Raw genomic sequence first — 19,285 nt, forward strand, 5'->3', positions numbered from 1 at the left:
GTGGAGTGCCAGCGCGGTGCGCTGACGCGAGGGTGTCGAACCCGGCGTCGGCGCGGTGCGCTGACGCGAGCGCGGCGGAACCGGCACGACCGCGGGGCACAGGCGTGAGCGCGCCCCTCCGGAGACCCGCGCTGACGTCCCCGACCCGCGGTGACGTCAGCGCACCGCGCTGGCGACCACCCAGGAGAGCACGGGCGCGGGAGCGGTCAGGCGGAGGTGGGCTCGTACTGCCGACGGTCGCCGATGACGCCCGCGAAACGGAACGGCGCACCGGTCTCGCGAGGGCGGTCGGAGTCGTGGACATCGGCCGACGCCGCATCCTCGAGGAGCTGCAGGTAGCGGGCGTCGTCGACGACCGTCCTGGCATCGAGCTGCGCACGGTTCGCGTCGCTCCGCAGAGCCGAGCGGTAGCCCGGACGCACGATGCCGCTGAAGCACTCCGCGACCGCACCCGAGCCGTAGCTGAGGAACGCGATGCGCCGACCGGTGAGGTCGTCGTCGCCGTCGAGCAGCGCGAGCAGTGCGAGGTACACGGAGGCCGTGTAGCTGTTCCCGATCCGGCGGTTGTACCCGGTCGTCGGCTCGATCTGTGCGTCCAACTCCTCCTGGGTGCGCTCGGAGCCGAGCGACTTGGCCAGGTGCCGGTGCGCCTTGATCGCCATCTTCGTGAACGGCTGGTGGTAGCAGAAGTGGTCGACCTCGGAGAAGTCCGCTCCGCCGCGTGACCGGTAGTCCGCCCAGGCCCCCTCGATCGCGTCCTGGTAGGCGGAGATGGACAGCTTGCCGTCGACGATCGCCGTCGCACTGTGGTTCGGGCGCCAGAAGTCCATGACGTCCTGCGTGTAGACGCCGGTCGCGGTCTCGAGCTCGAGGATGGCCGGATCGGCGGCCACGAGCATGGCGACGGCCCCGGCGCCCTGCGTCGGCTCGGCGTTGGAGTGCAGTTCGTACCGCGCGACGTCGCTCGCGATCACGAGGACGGTCTCCTCGGGGTTCCGCGCCACGAGCGCAGCAGCGAACTGCAGCGCCGCGGTGGCCGAGTAGCAGGCCTGCTTGAGCTCGACCACGCGGACCGCCTGCGGCAGGCCGAGCAGCCGGTGCACGTAGACGCCAGCGGACTTCGACTGGTCGATCCCGGACTCGGTGGCGAACAGGACGGTCCTGAGCCGGTCGCTGCCGTGGCGTTCGATGATGGGCGCGGCAGCGGCGGCGGCCATCGTGACGATGTCCTCGTCGGCGGCCGGGACGCTCATCTCGCTCTGGCCGAGACCGACGTAGTACTTGGCGGGTTCGACACCGAAGCGCCCCGCGAGCTCGGCGAGGTCGATGCGGTTCGCCCCGGTCGCGAAGGCGATGTCGTCGATGCCGACGGCGGGGCTGCTGGTCTGGTTGGTGTTCACGTGCGGGGTGCTCCGTTCGAGCGTCGACGATGCACCGGTCCCCCGGTGCGGTGGGAGGGTCAGGCGGGCGCGCCGGCTGCGGTCTGCGCGCTGCGTTCGAGCTTCAGGTGGGCGGCCATGAGCTCACCGGGGTTGGTCTGCGCGGCGAGGAGTGACAGTTCGCCACACCAGACGGCGGCAGCGCACAGGACGGCGAGTCGCCGGGCGTTGGCGCCGGGTTCACGGTCCTCGCGGCACCCGAGGCGGGTGAGGTTCTCCTCGACGAAGCCGAGTCCCTTGCCGTTGCCGACCGTGCCGACGATGAGGTTCGGCAGGGTGCAGGAGAAGTAGAGGTCGCCGTCGTGCACCTCGGCGTGTGTGACGCCCTGCGAGCCCTCGACGATGTTCGCCGCGTCCTGGCCGGTCGCCAGGTAGAACGCGAGCAGCATGTTGGCGTAGTGGGCGTTCGCGCTGCGCAGGCCGCCGGCGAGGATCGTCCCGACGAGGTTCTTGCGCACGTTCAGCTGCACGATCTGCTCGGGCGTCGTGTGCAGGAACCGCTCGACGATCGCCCGCGGGATCGTCATCTCGGTGACGACGTTCTTGCCGCGACCCAGGATGCCGTTGACCGCGGTCGCTTTCTTGTCGGAGCAGAAGTTGCCGGAGATCGAGCCGTAGCGGAGCATCGGCCAACGCTCCATGATGTACGGCATGAGACGGTCCGCCGCGAGCGTGACCATGTTGTGACCGGACGCGTCACCCGTGCGGAACTCGAGGCGCAGGAAGAGCAGGTTGCCGGCGATCTGCGAGTTGATCTCGATGAGTTCTGCGAAGTGGCTCGACTGGGCGACGACGGCCTGCAGCTCGGGCAGGCTGCGCTCGATCTCACGGAGTGCCTGCAGGGCGTCGCCGGCCGAGTCGACCTCGAACAGGACGGAGCGGCTCATCCGCTCGTCGACGAGCGTCGCGCGGATGCCGCCGGGGACCATGGAGGAGATGCGGGCGCCCCGACGGACCGACGGCCAGAGCGGGCTCTCGTAGGTGGCGAGCGGGACCTCCTGCTCGCCCTCCATGACGTTGCCGCTCAGGTGGAGCGGACCGATCCACTTGAGTGGGACCGGTGCGACGCCGTCGGGTTCGTTGCTCATGCGTGGGGTTCCGTTCCGCCCCGGAGGACGTCGTGCTGCTCGGCGAAGGCACGAGCGTAGGTGGATCTGATGGATTCGACCGCGTCGTCGTCGGTACGGCTGATCTCCGACGGCCCCCACGGGCTGTGGGCGGCGTCGATGAGTCCGGTCGGCGGGTGCACCGTGAGCGGGAGCCGCTCGATGCCGTGCGCCGACCAGTCGTCCTCGAGGGCGGCGGTGGAGACGGACTGGCCGATGAACGCGATCCCGCAGTCGCCACCACCGGCACCGGAGGACTTGGCCGCCCCGCCGAGGCGCTCGGCGGCGTCGCAGAGCTGAGCGAGCGCGGCGGTCTCGATGTCGACACCGGCGTCGCGGCCGAGACCGGCGAGCGTCGCGCGCGCGGAGCGGACGGCACCGAGCACGAGGGCCGGATCCTCGTCGTTCAAGCCGATCGTGAGAGCGTCGACGGCGGCGCGACTGGCCGCGAGGAACGAGGTGTAGTGGGCGGTCTCCGCCCATTTGCGGGACTGCAGTTCGTCGACGAGACGCGTGGTCGAGGCGGGTTCGCCGGTCCATCCGACGAGGAGCCGGAGCGAGGTCGGCGGCGACAGGCGCTCGAGCCCCAGCTCGGCCCAGGGGTCGCGGAGGGCGGCGAGCACCCCTTCGCGGTGGCGCACCTCCCGCAGCCGCGCCCGATCGGGCGAGGTGTAGCGGAGCCAGCCGCCGAACATGCTCGCCGCGAGGTCGCCCCCGGACGCCGCCGGCGCGACGTCGATGGTGGCGAGGATCGCGAGCTTGAGCATCTGCGTGCGGGTGAGGTCGAGCTGGTAGAACTCGTCGAGGGCCCGGATGGTGGCGGTCGTCACGGCCGCGCTCGAGCCGAGGCCGAACTTCCGTCCGCTCGCGTCGTCGAGCTCGCTCGTGATGGACAGCGCGGAGAACCGCTGCGCGACGCCGAGCTCGGCGACGAGGGTCTCCATCGTGCTCACAGCGGAGAGGACGTGGTCGAGCGGGCGTTCCTCGTGCTCGACGACGACCCCGTTGCGGTTGCGACGCCAGATGATGGGCGCTCGGCCGTACTGGTCGGAGAAGATGCGGCCCTCGTGCTCGCTCGCCTCGAGTCGGACGGTGACGCACCGGTCGACCGCGACGAGGATGGAGGGGTGCCCTGGTTCGACGACGGCGTACTCGCCGGCCACGAAGAGCTTGCCGGGCGCCTTGATCTCGATCATCGCGCTCCTTCCGTTGTCTGCTCGCCCGCCGATCCGCCGGGCTCCGAGGTGATGAGCCTCGCGCCCCGTCCGGCTCTGGCGGGGATGACGCCGATGTCGGGCTGCGCCTCGAGGATCCGAGTCGCGAGCTCGTCGACCGCGTCGGCTCGACACAGGATCTTCACGTTCGGGCCGGCGTCCATCGTCGCATAGCATTCGAGGCCGTCGCCTCTGAGGTTTGCGACGAGATCGAGCAGTTCCACGCTCGCCGGTCCCCAATACCTGACCGGCGGCTCGGCGCCGAGCATCGTGGCGTGCATCCGCATCGCGTTCCGCTCGGCGATCGTGCCCACCGCGGTGAAGTCGGCACGGGTGATCGCGGCGAGCATCTCCTCGAGTTCCACGGGGGTGCGTTCGACCCAGGCGGGGTAGTACGGCGAGGTGTCGACCGTGCGCCGCATGCCGTCGCGACTGGAGACCGACTTGGCCCGGGCGTCGAGGACCGTGAGGACCATGCCGAGATCGAGTCCGGGCGCGGGAACCGCCTCGGCGAAGGAGCTCTCGTCGTCGTGCCCGGCGTGCCAGACGGCGATCCCGTCGAAGATCGAGCGTGAGGCCGACCCCGAGCCACGGCGGGCCAGCCGGGAGAGGGCACGCCGATCGAGGTCGAGTCCGAACGCGGTCGATGCGGCGAGCGCCAGCGCAGCGAAGCCCGAGGCGGAGGAGGCGAGGCCGGCGCCCGTGGGGATCTCGTTGTGGGAGTCGACGGTGACGCGCTCGTCCCGGCCGGCGAGCGCGCGTACGAGGTCGATGAAGCGCGTGACGCGGGAGCGGGCGGTGCCCTCGAGGGCTCGTCCGCCGAGGAGCACGACGTCGTCGGCTGCGTCCGTCAGTCGCACCGTCGTCGTCGTGGGCGCTGCGTCGAGGGTCAGTGAGAGGCTTCCGGTCCACGGGAGGATGAGCGCCTCGTCCCGCTTGCCCCAGTACTTGACGAGGGCGATGTTGGGGTTCGCCAACGCGGTCGCGGCGCCATCGACCGACGCGGTCTCGGCGTGCTGCTGTGGGGTCAGGGTCACGCGTAGTCCTCCGCGTCGATCGTCCAGGTGCCGAGTGCTCCGGCCTCGAGGAGGGCTTGCGAGATACGTCGGGCTGACGCGGAGTCTGCGGCGAGGGTGATGATGCATCCGCCCTGCCCGCCGCCCGTGAGCTTCGCGCCGAGGGCGCCGTTCGCCGCGGCGACCGCGATGAGCGCGGTGATGGCGGGGTGGCCGGCGCCGAGTTCGTCGAGGACCACCTGCGCCGCGTCCATGCGGGTCCCGAGGTCGTCGCGGCGGTCCGCGGCGAGGTCGGCGACGCCCGCCACGGTCCCGCGTTCGAGCTCGGCCAGGAGCGCGCGACCACGCTCGGGGTGCAGCTCGACGAAGGCGCGGACGTCGGCGACCGCCTTCCGGGTCGACCCGCGCGCACCGGTGTCGGCCACGACGAAGCTGCCGCCGAAGCGGATCGGCGGATGCTCGACGCGGCCGGCGGTGAAGAGGATGGGTGTCGAGGCGCTCGTGGCCCGGGCGTCGAGACCGCTGGGCGTCCCGTGGGCGACGCGTTCGCCGCGCTGCACGAGCTCGAACCGGTCGGCGTCGTCGAGCGCCACGCCGTGCAGGTCGGCGACGGCGTCGACGATCGCGTTGGCGGCCGCGGCACTCGAACCGAGGCCTCGGCCGATCGGCAGGGTCCCGCGGACGACGACCTCGACACCGGCCGGTGCCGCACCGACGTGCGCGAGGGTCTCGAGGACGGTGGTCCCGAGCGGATCGGAGGCGTCGAGCGGGCCGAGCGAGATCTCGGTGTCGAGCACCGAGGCTCCGTCGATGCGTCGGGCGGTCGCCTCGACCCGGAGCGACGGGATGGGCAGGGCGACGGCTGGAGACCCGTACACGACGGCGTGCTCGCCCAGCAGGATCGCCTTGGCGTGCGCGAAGCCGCGACCGGTCGCAGCCGTGTGCTCTGTCGTCATCTCACCATTCTGGTCCGAAAAACATGCAGCTGGCTGCACATCGGTCGTCCGGTCGCGATCCGATCCGCCACGGGGCCGGCTCGTGAGCCGTCCCGCAGCGCATCCGGGCGCTGCACGATGGGCCGTCGACGGGAGCTGCCGGAGCGCTCACGGCGTGTCCCATGCGTACCGGAAACACCCAGCCTACGCCGAACGGCCCGGTTCGGCTCGTTACGGTTGAGTGGGCGGGACGGCCCGGTTAGTATCGGAACACCTCCATTCATGCAGACGACGGCCGCCGCACCCAGCGCCCGCGTCGACACGGACCCTCCCTCCAGCGACGTAGATCCGGTCCCGTCATCTCACCGTCTCCGGGCCGTCCAGCGCCCGCATTCCGAGGGGTACCCCGTCGTGATCTCGTCTTCCGTTCCACCGCGCCCGCGCACCGCCGCACCGTCGCCCCTGCCAGACCTCGTCGATCGCCAGACCGACAAGAGCGACTGCGGCGTCGGTTTCATCACCCGCAAGGACGGCGTGCAGAGCCACGACGTCATCGCACTCGGCGACACCGCCCTGTGCGCCATCCCCCACCGCGGCGGCATGTCCTCCGAGGGTGTCGGCGACGGAGCGGGCGTGCAGATCGACCTCTCGGTCGACTTCTTCAGCTCCCTCGTCGGCAAGCCGCTCGTCGCCGGGCGGTTCGGCGTCGCGAACGTCTTCCTCCCGGTCGACCACGGTCGGATCGGTGACGCCGAGGCGCTCATCGAACGCTCGCTCGGCGAGGCCGGCTTCACCGTGCTGCTCGCCCGCGCCGTGCCGACGGTCGACGCCGTCCTGCGCCCGAAGGCCGTGCAGTACCAACTGCCGATCCGGCAGTGGATCTTCGAGCCCTCGGACGACGCCTCCACGGAGGACCTCGACCAGCGCGCGCACGCGGCCCTGCTCGCGATCGAGGCGACCGCCTACACGGACCTCACCCTCGACGGCCTCTACCCGCTGTCGCTCAGCACGCGCACCCAGGTCCTCAAGGGACGCCTCAACTCCGGCGAGGTCATCCCCTACTTCGCCGACCTGGCCGACCCCCTGCACCGGGTCAGGACCCTCGCCTTCCACACCCGGTTCTCGACGAACACCGCTCCCCACCCGTCGATGGCGCAGCCCTTCCGCCTCATGGCGCACAACGGCGAGCTCAACACCGACCGGAAGAACCGTCTGTCCGAGACGGCGCTGGCTGCATCGCGAGGCCGGAAGATCATCCGGGCCAGGGGCCAGTCGGACAGCTCGCGCCTCGACCAGACGCTGCACAGCCGCGTGGTCGAGGACGGACTCGAACTGCTCGAGGCGGTCGTGTCCGTCATGCCCCCGGCCTGGGAGAACGATCGCACCCTGAGCCGCGAGGTGCGCGCGATGCTCGAGTACTTCTCGCTCGTCGAGGAGAAGAACGACGGCCCGGCCGCGCTCATCTTCAACGACGGCACGACCGTCGGCGCCCGGCTCGACCGGCTCGGCCTGCGCCCGCTGCGCAGCGTCGAGACGGCCGACTACCTCTGCGTCACCTCCGAGGCCGGGCAGCTGCCGTTCCCGGACGACGAGGTGGTCCACCGCGGTCGCATCGAGGCCGGCGGCATGCTCGCCTACGACCACCGCACGGGCACCCGCCTCCGCACGGGCGAGGCGCTCGAGCTCCTCGCGGCGCGCAAGGACTACCCGGCGATGCTCGCCGCATCGGCCACCGACCTCGATGCGCTCGAGGACCGGGGCGTCCCGGTGTCGGCACCGACGGCCTCGGCGGACGACGCGTTCGCCTACCGCGGTGGGCTGAGCCAGGTGCAGCGCTACGTCGCGTACTCCCTCAACCAGGAGAGCTTCCGGTTCATGACGGACCCGATGCTCGCCTCGGGCAAGGAGCGGATCTCGGCGATGGGCTACGGCAATGCCATCAACGCCCTGTCCGACCAGGAGGGCGGCCTGGCGAAGTACTTCTCCCAGCGCTTCGCCCAGGTGACCAACCCGCCGCTCGACAGCATCCGTGAGGCGGACGGCATGACCCTCCGGGTCGCGCTCGGCCCGAAGCCCGGCAGCGGCACGGTCGGCACGAAGCAACTCGTCCTCCGATCCCCCATCATCAGCGAGGACGAACTGCGGCGCCTCAGCGCTCAGCACGAGTCGCCGGCCGCGTGGTTCGACATCCTCTACCGGCCCGAGGTGGACGCGCAGGCGAACGCCGACGCGCTCGAGGCCGCCGTCGAGCGTGTGGCCGCGGCGGTCGCCGGGTTCGCCGCAGAGAACGGCGGCATCGCGATCCTCAGTGACCGCGGCGTCCACGCGGAGGGTGCCGCCCTGCCGCTCATCCTCGTCGTGGCGGCCGTCAACCAGCGACTCATCGACGACGGCCTCCGGCTCCGCGTGTCGCTCGTGGTCGACAGCGGCCAGCTGCCGTCCTCGCACCACGTCGCCTCCGCCCTCGGCTTCGGTGCGTCGGCCGTCCACCCGCTCGCTGTCCGCCTCCGCGCCGAGCAGCAGCACCCCGACGAGGTGGAAGCAGCGTTCCGCCGGTTCGCCTACGCCGCCGAGAAGTCGCTCCTGAAGACCATGGGCCGGGTCGGCCTCTGCACCGTCGAGAGCTACATCGGCGGCGAGTTCTTCGAGCCGAACTACCTCGACACGAGCGACCCCGTGCTCGCGCGCGCCTTCCCGCACCTCCGCGCCCCCGTCGGCGGCGTCGGCTTCGCCGGGATCGCCCGGACGGCGAGCGCCTGGCACCAGCGCGCCCTGACGACGTCGAGCGACGCGGACGTCCCGCTCCTCGGCCTGTTCAAGGAACGCGCCGAGGGCGCCGGCCACTCCTACGGGACGACCGCGGTCCGCGGCTTCGTCGACCTCACCGAGGAGCCCGTGCAGCTGCCGCGAGCGGACACCACGGCCGTCGACCGCGACGGCGGCACGCTCGGCGACGACCCGCTGCGGCTCCACACCATCGGGAACCTCGAGGACGCGTTCGGGATCGACGACGACGCCTACCAGCACACCTCCTTCGACGCCCTCGACGACGACGAGATCGACGCCTTCACGATCACGCCCGGCTACCGCTCCTTCGTCCAGTCGATGACGACCGAGCGGCGCCGTCGCCCGGCGGCCCTTCGCGACGTGCTCGTGCTGCCCGAGGACATCACCCGGCTGACCACCCCGGAGGAGTTCGCTCGCGAGCTCGACCGGCTCGGCCCCGTCGGCAACTCCTCGATCGTCGTCCGGGGCCTGCGTGCGACGCGGACCGAGCAGGGGCGGCACCGGCTGCAGCTCACGGGCCCGCTCGCGGGCGACCTCACGCGGGTCTCGGCGCTCGGCGAGTACTACGTCCACCGCTTCGGTGGCGAGGTGACGGGGCACTGGATCTCCGGTGGCGACCTCATCGTGGAGGCGACGGGGTCCGCCGACGACTACTTCTCGATGCTCGTCGAGGGTGCCGAGAGCATCTCGACCGACCTCGTCCAGCCGGCGAGCGAGATCACCCGATCCCTCGCGTCCGGGGCGATGAGCCACGGCGCCCTCGTGGCGACCGCGCACGAGGCAGTCGCGCACGGCACCAACATGGTCGGAGGGATGTCGAACAGCGGTGAGGGTGGCGAACACCTGTCCCGCTACGGCACCATCCGCGGCTCGCGCATCAAGCAGTTCGCCTCCGGGCGCTTCGGTGTCTGGGCCGGTTACCTCGCTGACCCGATGCTGCAGGAGCTCGAGATCAAGATCGGCCAGGGTGCCAAGCCCGGCGAGGGCGGTCAGCTCCCGGCTCCCAAGGTGACGGTGGACATCGCCGCTGCCCGGGGTGGCACGCCCGGCATCGAGCTCGTCTCGCCGCCGCCGCACCACGACACCTACTCGATCGAGGACCTCGCGCAGCTCATCCACGACTGCAAGGCGGCACGGGTCCGCGTCGTCGTCAAGCTCGTCTCCTCCGAGGGCATCGGCACGATCGCCGTCGGCGTCGCCAAGGCCGGCGCCGACGTCATCAACGTGGCCGGCAACACCGGTGGGACCGGCGCAGCCGCCGTGACAAGCCTCAAGTACGCCGGACGCAGCGCCGAGATCGGCATCGCCGAGGTCCACCAGGCCCTCAGCGCGAACGGTCTGCGATCGAAGGTCACCCTGCGCTGCTCCGGCGCGCACCAGACCGGTCGCGACGTCGTCATCTCCGCCCTGCTCGGCGGCGACAGCTTCGAGTTCGGGACCACTGCGCTCATGATGCTCAAGTGCGTCATGGCGAAGAACTGCAACGTGAAGTGCCCGGCTGGTCTCACGACCAACCCGGAGACCTTCGACGGCGACCCGCGCGCGCTGGCGCAGTACCTCCTGAACATCGCGCACGACGTCCGCGAGCGGCTCGCCATCCTCGGCCTCCGCTCGCTTCGCGAAGCCCGCGGTCGCACCGACCTCCTCCACCTCGTCGACCACCCGGCGGCCGTCGCGGACCTCGACCTGCGTGCCATGCTCGCGGTCGTCCCCGAGGTCGTCGTCACCGACCCGGTGTACCTGGAGAAGGACTTCACGCTCGACGACGCCCTCATCGAGCGGGTACGGGCAGGACTCTTCGACGACGGCCGGACGACGCTCGACCTGGGCGCCGAGGACGCCGACGGCGGGATCCGACTCGGCAACCGCTGGCGTTCCGTGGGCGGGCAGCTCGCGATCGACCTCGAGCGCATCCTCAACCACGAGCTCGACGACGACCAGGCGGCGGCGATCCCCTCCGTCGTCACCGACGACCGCGGCCACCGTTCGCTCGCCGCCGACACCGTGACCATCCGCACCGAGCACTCCGCGGGGCAGTCGTACGCGGCGTTCTGCGTCGACGGCCTGCACTGGCGACACACCGGCACCTGCAACGACGGCGTCGGGAAGAGCGCATCCGGCGGCACCATCGCGATCCTCTCCCCCGGCGGCGGCAGCTCGGAGGACGGCGGCAACGTCCTCATCGGCAACTTCGCGCTCTTCGGGGCGACCGGTGGCCGCACCTTCGTCCAGGGCGAGGCCGGCGACCGCTTCGCCGTCCGCAACTCGGGCGCCACGGCGGTCGTCGAGGGCGTCGGCGACTACGCCTGCGAGTACATGACCAACGGCGCCGTGTTGAACCTCGGCGGCTTCGGGATCGGCTTCGGCAACGGGATGAGCGGTGGCTTCGTCTACCAGTACGACCCGCGGGGCGAACTGCCGAGCAAGGTCAGCGCGGACTCCCTCCTCCTCGGATCGATCACCGAGGGCGAGCAGGCGGCATTCCACGAGGCCGCCGTGCTCCTGCTGCTGGAGTGGCACGTCGAGGCGACCGGCTCGCCGCTCGCCTCCCGGTTGCTCGCCGACTGGGACACGGCCAGGCACCAGTTCGTGTTCGGCATGCCGCGCGCGCTGCTCCTCTATCAGGACAGCGACGCGATCCTCGCGGCCAAGAGCCGGAAGGAACTCCTCGACGAGCTCGGCGCGGCCCTCGCGGCACAGCAGCTGCGCACTTTCAAGCTCGACTACCGCGACCGCCGGCCGGTCCGCGGCGGTCGCGCCCCCGGACTCGGCGAGCCCGCGGCCGACCCGCAGGACGTCTACGCGCTCCTCACGAGTTACACGGTGCTGAAGCTCGCCCAGGAGGTCGCGATGTCCCGCACGCCCGGCGTCGACGACCCGTCGCACCCGCTCGTGCAGGCGAGTGTCCGCACGCTCATCCTCACTGAGGACTTCTTCGTCATGCAGCGGGTGCAGCGGGCGGCTCGAGAGCTGCTCGAACGGTACGACGACGAGGCGCTGGCCGCCATGATCGCCGCGAAGCGCCTCCACGATTACACGGAAGCCCTGCGCCTGCGGAACGTGCTGTCGATCGACCACCCGGGCACCACGGGGTGGATCATGCACCAGCACGCCAAGAACCGGACCCGATCCGCAGCGACCGGTGGCACCGAAGCACTCCTTGCATCGGCCGCTCTGGCCGAACTGACCCTGGCGGGTTCCCGATGAACGCGCCCGAACTGGAGGGGACGATGACCTCGACCCAGGCCCCGGCGGCCACCAGCACACCGAGCCCGGTGCTCTTCGAGGCGCTCGCCGCGCTCGGCAGCAGCGCAGACGACCCGTTCATCCCGGCTGACGCGCCCTTCAGCCCCGAGCAGCGGGTCTGGCTCGCCGGATTCCTGGCGGGGGTCCGCTCCAGCGCCATCGATGTCACCGACGCCGGTGGCCGGACACCGCAGCTCGCCCTGCACGTGCTCGTCGGGACGCAGACGGGCACCGCGGAGGCCATCGCAGAGGATCTCGGCCGAGCCGCCTCCGGCTACGGTGTGGCGGTGACGACGATCGGACTCGACGACGTCGAGGTGGACCGGCTCCCGGCGATGGGACACGTCGTCGTCATCACCTCCACCTACGGCGAAGGGGAGATGCCCGACAACGCCGAACTGTTCTGGGAGACGCTCCAGGCGAGCACCGCACCACGCCTCGACGGCCTGAAGTTCTCCGTGCTCGCGCTCGGCGACTCCGGATACGACGGGTTCTGCCAGGCGGGCAAGCTCATCGACACGCGTCTGGAGCAGCTCGGCGCGGAACGCATCCTCGCGCGCGTGGACTGCGACGTCGACTACGAGGAGCCCGCCGCGGCGTGGACCACGCAGGCCCTGTCGCTCTTCGGCGCCCTCGCCCCGACGGACGCCGATGCCGCATCCGCTCCCGCGCCGGCCGCCAAACCGGCGAAGAAGCCCGGCCGCACGCGTTCACCGTGGACCCGCAAGACGCCGTACGGCGCGACCCTCGCCGTCAACCGCGTCCTCTCCGGGCCGGCCTCGTCGAAGGAGATCCGGCACTACGAGTTCGACCTTGCCGACAGCGGCATCGAGTACGCGGCGGGCGACGCCCTCGGCGTCATGCCGAGCAACGACCCGGCGCTCGTCGATGCCATCATCGCCGAACTGGATGCGAGCGCGGACGAGTCCGTCGACGGCTCGACCCTGGCGGACCGGCTCACCCACGGGTTCGAGATCCGGACCCCTTCGAAGGACCTCGTGGCCGAGCTCGCCGACCGCGCGCCCGACTCGGAACTCGCGGGCATCCTGGCGCTCGCCCAGGCGGAGACGCTCGACTCCTGGTTGCGCGAACGGGACATCCTGGACCTCCTGCGCTCCACGTCCGTGCGGTTCGACGCCGAGTCGCTCCTCGACGTCCTGCGTCCCCTCCAGCACCGCGCCTACTCGATCTCGTCCAGCCCGCTGGCTGCCGACGGGCGGGTGCACCTCACCGTGGCGAGCGTCCGCTACGCCGTCGGTGACCGGGCCCACGGGGGCGTCGCGTCGACGCACCTCGCCGACCGGGTCGCCGAGGGCGGGACGAGCGGGATCTTCGTCTCGGCCAACGCCGGCTTCCGGGTGCCGTCGGATGACGATGCGCCGCTCATCATGGTCGGCCCGGGAACCGGGATCGCGCCGTTCCGCTCGTTCCTGCAAGAGCGCCGCGAGCGCGGGGCCATCGGTCGGAACTGGCTGTTCTTCGGCGACCAGCACCGGGCGCACGACTTCATCTACGAGGACGAACTGGGCGAGCTGCTCACCGGAGGGGTGCTGGACCGTCTGGACCTCGCGTTCTCCCGCGACCAGCGAGAGAAGGTGTACGTCCAGACCCGGATGCGCGAGAACGGCAAGGAGCTCTACGCCTGGCTCGAGGAGGGCGGCCACTTCGCCGTCTGCGGTGACGCCTCACGGATGGCGAAGGACGTCGACCAGGCGCTGCACGAGCTCATCGCCGAGCACGGCGGGCGTTCGACGGAGGCCGCGGCCGAGTACGTGCACACGCTGAAGCGCGAGAAGCGCTACATCCGCGACGTGTACTGAGGCGCTCCTCGACCGGTCCCGGAGCCTGTCGAAGGGCGCGCCTCGACAGGCTCGGCGTCCGGTCAGGCGTTCTCGGCGCCGAGCAGCGCTGCGGCGGCACGTGCCTCGTACACGACGTCGTCGAGGTCGTCGCCCGCGACGTTGACGTGGCCGACCTTGCGCCCGGGGCGCGGGTCCTTCCCGTAGTTGTGCACCTTCGCCACCGGGTGCGCACCGAGGACCTGCGGGTAGCGGTCGTCGAGCGTCCCCTCGGCAGGCCCGCCGAGCACGTTCACCATGACGGTCCAATCGCGGTGGCAGCCCGTCGAGCCGAGGGGCAGGTCGAGGACGGCGCGCAGGTGCTGCTCGAACTGGCTCGTGACGCTGCCGTCCTGCGTCCAGTGCCCACTGTTGTGCGGACGCATGGCGAGTTCGTTGATGAGCAGGCGGTCGTCGTCGGTCTCGAACAGTTCGACGGCCAGGACGCCTGTCACCCCGAGCGCGGTCGCGACGGTCACGGCGATCTCCTCCGCGGTGTCGGCGAGCCGACCAGCCGAGCCGGGCGCCGGAGCGATGACCTCGCTGCACACCCCACCGAGCTGCACGGTCTCGACGACGCGCCATGGCACCACCTCGCCGGACGGGCGCCGGGCGACGAGCTGGGCGAGCTCGCGCCGGAACGACACCAGCTCCTCGACGAGCAGTGCTCCGCCGTTGGCATCCTCGGAGAGCGCCGTGAACCAGTCGTCGACCTCGTTCGGTCCATGGACGACACGGACGCCCTTGCCGTCGTAGCCACCACGCGGCGTCTTCACGACGCCCTTCCCGCCGTGCTCGGCGAGGAAGGCCGCAAGCTCCTCCTGATCGTGCACGCGCGCCCAGTCGGGCACCGGCAGTCCGAGCTCCGTCAGGCGTTCGCGCATGAGCAGCTTGTCCTGGGCGACGGCGAGCGCGTCCGGTCCCGGGTGCACCTGCACACCGGCGTCGACGAGTGCCCGCAGGACGTGCTGCGGCACGTGCTCGTGGTCGAAGGTGATGACGTCGACCGTCTCGGCGAAGGCGAGCACCGTGTCGGCGTCGCGGTAGTCGCCCACCTCGACGGTCGCGAGCCGGGCGGACATGCCCTCCTGCTCGGCGAGCACGCGGATGTCGAGCCCGAGGTTCACGGCCGCAGGCACCATCATCCTGGCCAGCTGACCGCCGCCGATCACTCCGACGCGAATGCTCATGGGTTCACTCCAGCTCTCCGGCGACCGGCCGGCGGGTCTCGTTTCGGCAGGCGGGACGGGCGGATCCGGAGGCGGATCGGCGGGTGCCCCGACTCGAACATCGTACCGGCCGGGCGCGCCCCGCACCGGTCAGCGTCGGACCGGTGGCTGCTGCATCGGAGGCGGTGCTGCCGGGTACGGCGCGGCGATGCTCTGGTTCTCCGCGACGAGCTCGTGCAGGGCGTTCTGGACGAGGACCGCACCGGGCACGTCCCTCAGGACGACCGGCACCTCGCCACCGCTCGTCACCCGGACGTTGCCGCTCCCGAAGGCGCTCTGCACCCAACTCTTGTGCACCGTGATGCCGTAGCCGCGGGCGTGGTAGAGCTCCTGGCGCGTCCGCACGAAGAACCCGCGACGGACGATCAGTCGCCGGGTCGTGATCACGTAGCGGACCGACAGCCAGGCGATGAACGGCAGGACGCAGGCGACCAGCACGATCACCCCGCCGCCGATCAGGACGGCCCAGTTCTGCCACTCGAGGTCGAACGAGCCGAAGAAGTACGCACCGGCGCCGCTCACCGCGATGAGCAGGAGGGCGGGGAGCAGGAGCCGCCGGGCATGCGGACGCAGGCGTGCGACCACACGTTCGGTCGCCGCCGCGGGAGGAGCCGGCCTGCCCGGCCCCGTCATACCGGGATCAGCCATACTCCCATTCTTAGCAGTCGCGGGAACCCGCCGCCTGCTCCCACCCCGCCCGTCGGCGATCCCGAACATCCGTGCATCGGCCGCCCGGCTAGCATGAAGGCGTGAAACCGGCCGAGAGCACCGCACCGACGGCGCAGCACCCCGGCGTGGTCGGGTCGTTCCTCGAGGGGATCGGCATCCTCTTCGGCGGGTTCCGCCTCTGGGGCACCTCGCCGAAGCGCATGCTGCTCGGCATGGTCCCCGCCGCGATCGTGGGCGTCGTGTTCATCGCGTTGCTCGTCCTCCTCGGCGTCAATGCCGCCACGATCGTCGACTGGGCGACACCGTTCGCCGACACCTGGGACGAGCCGTACCGCTCGTCCATCCGGGTGGCCGCCGCGGTGGCGTTGGTGGCCGTCGCCGTCGTGGTGATGCTGTACGCCTACGCCGCAGCGACGCTCCTCGTCGGCGATCCCTTCTACGAGCGGATCTGGGCCGACGTCGAACGCACCCTCGGCGACGCCCCTCCGGAGTCGGGTGAGTCCGCCTGGCGCGGACTCCTCACCGGTGTCACCCGGGCACTCGGCCTGCTCCTGCTCACCATCCCGACGGCGGCCGTCCTCTTCCTCCTCGGCTTCGTCCCGGTGATCGGCCAGACGGTGGTCCCGGTGCTCGGGCTCGCCGTGAGCGGTTGGTTCCTCGCCCTCGAACTGACGGGCTACGCGTTCGACGCGAGGGGGTTGTCGTTGCGCGACCGCCGCCAGGTCCTCGCCAGGAGACGCGCCCGCACCCTGGGCTTCGGGATGACGGTCGCGGTCCTCTTCCTCGTGCCGGTCCTGTCCGTGCTGGTCATGCCGGCAGCCGTCTCCGGCGCGACGGTGCTCGCACGCCGGTCCCTCAGCGAACAGGCGGGAACGCTCAGCGCACGTGCGTGACGTCGCCGGCCGCCACCGCGACCGGCGCACCACCGTCGGTCGGTCGGACGACGAGCCGCCCGTCCGCGTCGATCCGCTCGGCCGTGCCGGTCAGGACGTCGCCGCCGGGGAGCTCCACCCGCACCGAGCTGTCCAACGTCACGCATCGCTCGGTGACCGCCGCTCGGAGCCCACTGGCCTCGGCGTCACCGGACGCGGCCAGGTAGGCGTCGTACAGGGCGCCGAACGCACGCAGGTAGCCGACGAGGACGGTGTCCGGGTCAGGATCGGCGAGCCCGGCGAGCGCGAGCGAGGTGGACCGGTCGGTCGGCAGTTCCTCGGCACGCTGACGGAGGTTGACACCGGTCCCGAGGATCACCGCGTCCCCGCTCGGCAGCAGCTCGGCGAGGATGCCGGACACCTTCCGACCGCCGATGAGCACGTCGTTCGGCCACTTCACGTCGGCGGGCACCCCGAGCTCCCGGAGCGATTCCGCGAGCGCCGCACCCGCGAGGAGCGGGAGCCAGCCGTAGGCCTGCAGCGGGAGCGGATCACCCGTCGGAGTGACCGGCCGGAGCAGGACCGAGACGGCGAGAGACGTGCCGGGTGGCACCGTCCACACGCGACCGAGGCGGCCTCGTCCCCCGCGCTGGTCGTCGGTGAGGACCACCGAGCGGTCGGGCCACGCGTCGCCGCCGTCCTCGCGCACGCGTCGGGCGAGTTCGTCGTTGGTGGAGCCGGCGTGGGCGAGGATCTCGAGGCGTGGCACGAGGGCGGCGGTGAGGGGCAGATCCATGGCACAACCCTACTGAGGCCGGTCGTCGGCGCCTGCGTCGCCCGCCGGCACGCTTGGACGATGCCGACAACGGATCGGCGCGCCGCTTGTACCCGATCGTCAACGGGTCGGCCGGGGGACCACCGGGTAAGGTGAAAGCGTGACCGACGAAACCACCTCCGGCCCTGACCTGTACACGACGGCCGGGAAGCTCGCCGACCTCAAGAACCGCTATCACGAGGCCGTGACGGCGAGCGGCGAAGCCGCCATCGAGAAGCAGCACAAGAAGGGCAAGCTCACCGCGCGGGAGCGCATCGAGCAGCTGCTCGACCACGGCAGCTTCGTCGAACTCGACGAGTTCGTGCGGCACCGCACGACCGCCTTCGGCATGGACCGCTCACGGCCGTACGGCGATGCCGTCGTCACCGGCACCGGCACCATCCACGGCCGCCAGGTCGCCGTGTACTCGCAGGACTTCACCATCTTCGGCGGTTCGCTCGGCGAGGTCGCCGGCGACAAGATCATCAAGATCATGGACCTCGCATTAAAGACGGGCGTCCCGATCATCGGCATGCTCGACTCCGGCGGCGCGCGCATCCAGGAGGGCGTCGTCGCGCTCGGCAAGTACGGCGAGATCTTCCGACGCAACACGCAGGCCTCCGGGGTCATCCCGCAGATCTCCATCATCATGGGTCCGGCGGCCGGCGGCGCCGTCTACTCCCCCGCGCTCACCGACTTCGTCATCATGGTCGACAAGACGAGCCAGATGTTCGTCACGGGCCCCGACGTCATCAAGACCGTCACGGGCGAGGACGTCGGCATGGAGGAGCTGGGCGGCGGGTACACGCACAACACCCGCTCGGGCGTCGCCCACTACCTCGCGAGCGACGAGCCGGACGCCCTCGACTACGCCCGCACCCTCGTCGGCTTCCTGCCCGACAACAACCTGTCCGAGGCCACGGTCTTCGACGTCGAGGTGGAGCTGGAGACGACGGACGAGGACCGCCGACTCAACACCCTCATCCCCGACTCGCCGAACCAGCCCTACGACGTGAAGACCGTCATCGAGCACGTCGTCGACGACGCCGACTTCCTCGAGGTCCAGCCGCTCTTCGCCCCGAACATCGTCATCGGTTTCGCGCGCGTCGAGGGACGGTCGGTCGGCGTCATCGCCAACCAGCCCTCCCAGATGGCCGGGACGCTCAACATCGAAGCGGGCGAGAAGGCGAGTCGGTTCGTCCGGTTCTGCGACGCGTTCAGCATCCCAATCCTCACCCTGGTCGACGTCCCCGGCTACCTGCCCGGCACCGACCAGGAGTGGACCGGCGTCATCCGCCGCGGCGCGAAGCTCCTCTACGCCTACGCCGAGGCCACGGTGCCCCTGGTGACCGTCATCCTGCGGAAGGCCTACGGCGGCGCCTACATCGTCATGGGCTCGAAGCAGCTCGGGGCCGACATCAACCTCGCCTGGCCCACGGCCGAGATCGCGGTCATGGGTGGGCAGGGTGCCGTCAACATCCTGTACCGCGGCGAGATCAAGCGGGCCGAGGAGGCCGGCGAGGACGTCGCCGCCGTGCGCACGCGCCTCGCGAACGAGTACACCTACAACGTGGCGAGCCCGTTCCTGGCCGCCGAGCGCGGCGAGCTGGACGGCGTCATCGAGCCGGCTGCCACGCGGGTCTCGGTCATCAAGGCGCTCCGTGCACTCCGGACGAAGCGTGCGAGCCTGCCCGCCAAGAAGCACGGGAACATCCCGCTGTGAGCACCGGCACCGAGCCGAGCACGACCGAGCCGTCGTCGATCGATCTCCGGATCGAGCGCGGTACCCCCACCGATGAGGAGCTCGCGGCACTCACCGCGGTGCTGAGCGTGGCGATCGCCGAACAGGCGCTGCGCGACGCCGACACCGCCCCGGCACCTCGCGTCCCGTCGACGTGGGAGCGGACGAGGCGGAACCTCCGCACGGGGATCACCGTGGGCCCAGGACACTGGCGCGCGTTCACGGGCTGAGCCGTCTCGACGGAGGACTCACGCCGGTTGCCCCTCGCGGCGCGCGGTGCTGTCCCCCATTCGTGTCCTCCATAGTGCCGACTGTTGGGGGTACCCCTGATGGAGGATCATCATTCTCGAAAGTTGCGTCTCATCGAGACCACTTCACC

General features: G+C 71.0%; 13 protein-coding genes. 5 read left to right on the top strand and 8 right to left on the bottom strand.

Features of this window, described 5'->3' with window-relative positions:
• Positions 1-206 precede the first annotated feature (206 nt).
• The 5 genes from ACQ3HE_RS14665 to mvk are packed head-to-tail and all read right to left on the bottom strand — an operon-like array spanning position 207 to position 5,731.
• Positions 207-1,400 (bottom strand): hydroxymethylglutaryl-CoA synthase, encoded by a 1,194-nt coding sequence (locus ACQ3HE_RS14665; RefSeq protein WP_430893249.1) that lies wholly within the window; start codon positions 1,398-1,400, stop codon positions 207-209.
• A 59-nt stretch (positions 1,401-1,459) separates the two neighbouring features.
• A complete protein-coding gene (locus ACQ3HE_RS14670) occupies positions 1,460-2,527 on the bottom strand; it encodes a hydroxymethylglutaryl-CoA reductase (RefSeq protein WP_079002857.1) in 1,068 nt (355 codons plus the stop codon).
• A complete protein-coding gene (locus tag ACQ3HE_RS14675) occupies positions 2,524-3,741 on the bottom strand; it encodes a phosphomevalonate kinase (RefSeq protein WP_071262515.1) in 1,218 nt (405 codons plus the stop codon). The genes ACQ3HE_RS14670 and ACQ3HE_RS14675 overlap by 4 nt, the downstream gene beginning before the upstream one ends.
• Positions 3,738-4,796: a diphosphomevalonate decarboxylase gene (gene mvaD / locus ACQ3HE_RS14680; protein WP_430893250.1), complete on the bottom strand. Its 1,059-nt coding sequence runs from the start codon at positions 4,794-4,796 to the stop codon at positions 3,738-3,740. The genes ACQ3HE_RS14675 and mvaD overlap by 4 nt, the downstream gene beginning before the upstream one ends.
• The gene (mvk, locus tag ACQ3HE_RS14685; protein ID WP_430893251.1) at positions 4,793-5,731 is read right to left on the bottom strand and encodes a mevalonate kinase; all 939 of its coding nucleotides are present in this window, start codon (positions 5,729-5,731) and stop codon (positions 4,793-4,795) included. Before mvk ends, mvaD begins: the two co-directional genes overlap by 4 nt.
• Before the next feature lie 390 nt (positions 5,732-6,121).
• Between mvk and ACQ3HE_RS14690 the strand changes: the two genes are divergently transcribed.
• Positions 6,122-11,704: a glutamate synthase-related protein gene (locus tag ACQ3HE_RS14690; RefSeq protein WP_430893252.1), complete on the top strand. Its 5,583-nt coding sequence runs from the start codon at positions 6,122-6,124 to the stop codon at positions 11,702-11,704.
• A gap of 23 nt (positions 11,705-11,727) precedes the next feature.
• Positions 11,728-13,563, top strand: a complete 1,836-nt coding sequence (locus ACQ3HE_RS14695; protein WP_430893253.1) for a sulfite reductase subunit alpha — start codon at positions 11,728-11,730, stop codon at positions 13,561-13,563.
• Between the two features lie 62 nt (positions 13,564-13,625).
• On the opposite strand, the gene ACQ3HE_RS14700 is transcribed toward ACQ3HE_RS14695, so the two are convergent.
• Both ACQ3HE_RS14700 and ACQ3HE_RS14705 read right to left on the bottom strand, forming a co-directional pair.
• Positions 13,626-14,771, bottom strand: coding sequence for a 5-(carboxyamino)imidazole ribonucleotide synthase (locus ACQ3HE_RS14700; protein ID WP_159879431.1), 1,146 nt, complete (start codon positions 14,769-14,771; stop codon positions 13,626-13,628).
• A gap of 129 nt (positions 14,772-14,900) precedes the next feature.
• Positions 14,901-15,458 carry a PH domain-containing protein gene (locus tag ACQ3HE_RS14705; protein ID WP_231884331.1) on the bottom strand — a complete coding sequence of 186 codons (558 nt, stop codon included), beginning with the start codon at positions 15,456-15,458 and terminating at the stop codon, positions 14,901-14,903.
• Between the two features lie 101 nt (positions 15,459-15,559).
• Here ACQ3HE_RS14705 and ACQ3HE_RS14710 point away from each other — a divergent pair, with 101 nt between their 5' ends.
• Positions 15,560-16,372, top strand: coding sequence for an EI24 domain-containing protein (locus tag ACQ3HE_RS14710; protein WP_192006820.1), 813 nt, complete (start codon positions 15,560-15,562; stop codon positions 16,370-16,372).
• Here the strand turns inward: ACQ3HE_RS14710 and ACQ3HE_RS14715 are convergent.
• Positions 16,356-17,147, bottom strand: a complete 792-nt coding sequence (locus tag ACQ3HE_RS14715) for a biotin--[acetyl-CoA-carboxylase] ligase (protein WP_430893254.1) — start codon at positions 17,145-17,147, stop codon at positions 16,356-16,358. The two genes, ACQ3HE_RS14710 and ACQ3HE_RS14715, sit on opposite strands and share 17 nt — an antisense overlap.
• A gap of 139 nt (positions 17,148-17,286) precedes the next feature.
• Between ACQ3HE_RS14715 and ACQ3HE_RS14720 the strand changes: the two genes are divergently transcribed.
• Together ACQ3HE_RS14720 and ACQ3HE_RS14725 are read left to right on the top strand one after the other, a co-directional pair.
• On the top strand, positions 17,287-18,888 hold the full coding sequence (locus ACQ3HE_RS14720; protein WP_071262519.1) for an acyl-CoA carboxylase subunit beta: 1,602 nt from the start codon (positions 17,287-17,289) through the stop codon (positions 18,886-18,888).
• On the top strand, positions 18,885-19,136 hold the full coding sequence (locus ACQ3HE_RS14725) for an acyl-CoA carboxylase subunit epsilon (protein WP_079707316.1): 252 nt from the start codon (positions 18,885-18,887) through the stop codon (positions 19,134-19,136). The genes ACQ3HE_RS14720 and ACQ3HE_RS14725 overlap by 4 nt, the downstream gene beginning before the upstream one ends.
• Positions 19,137-19,285: the final 149 nt, after the last annotated feature.

Source organism: Plantibacter auratus (assembly GCF_050587365.1).
Lineage (GTDB): Bacteria > Actinomycetota > Actinomycetes > Actinomycetales > Microbacteriaceae > Plantibacter > Plantibacter auratus.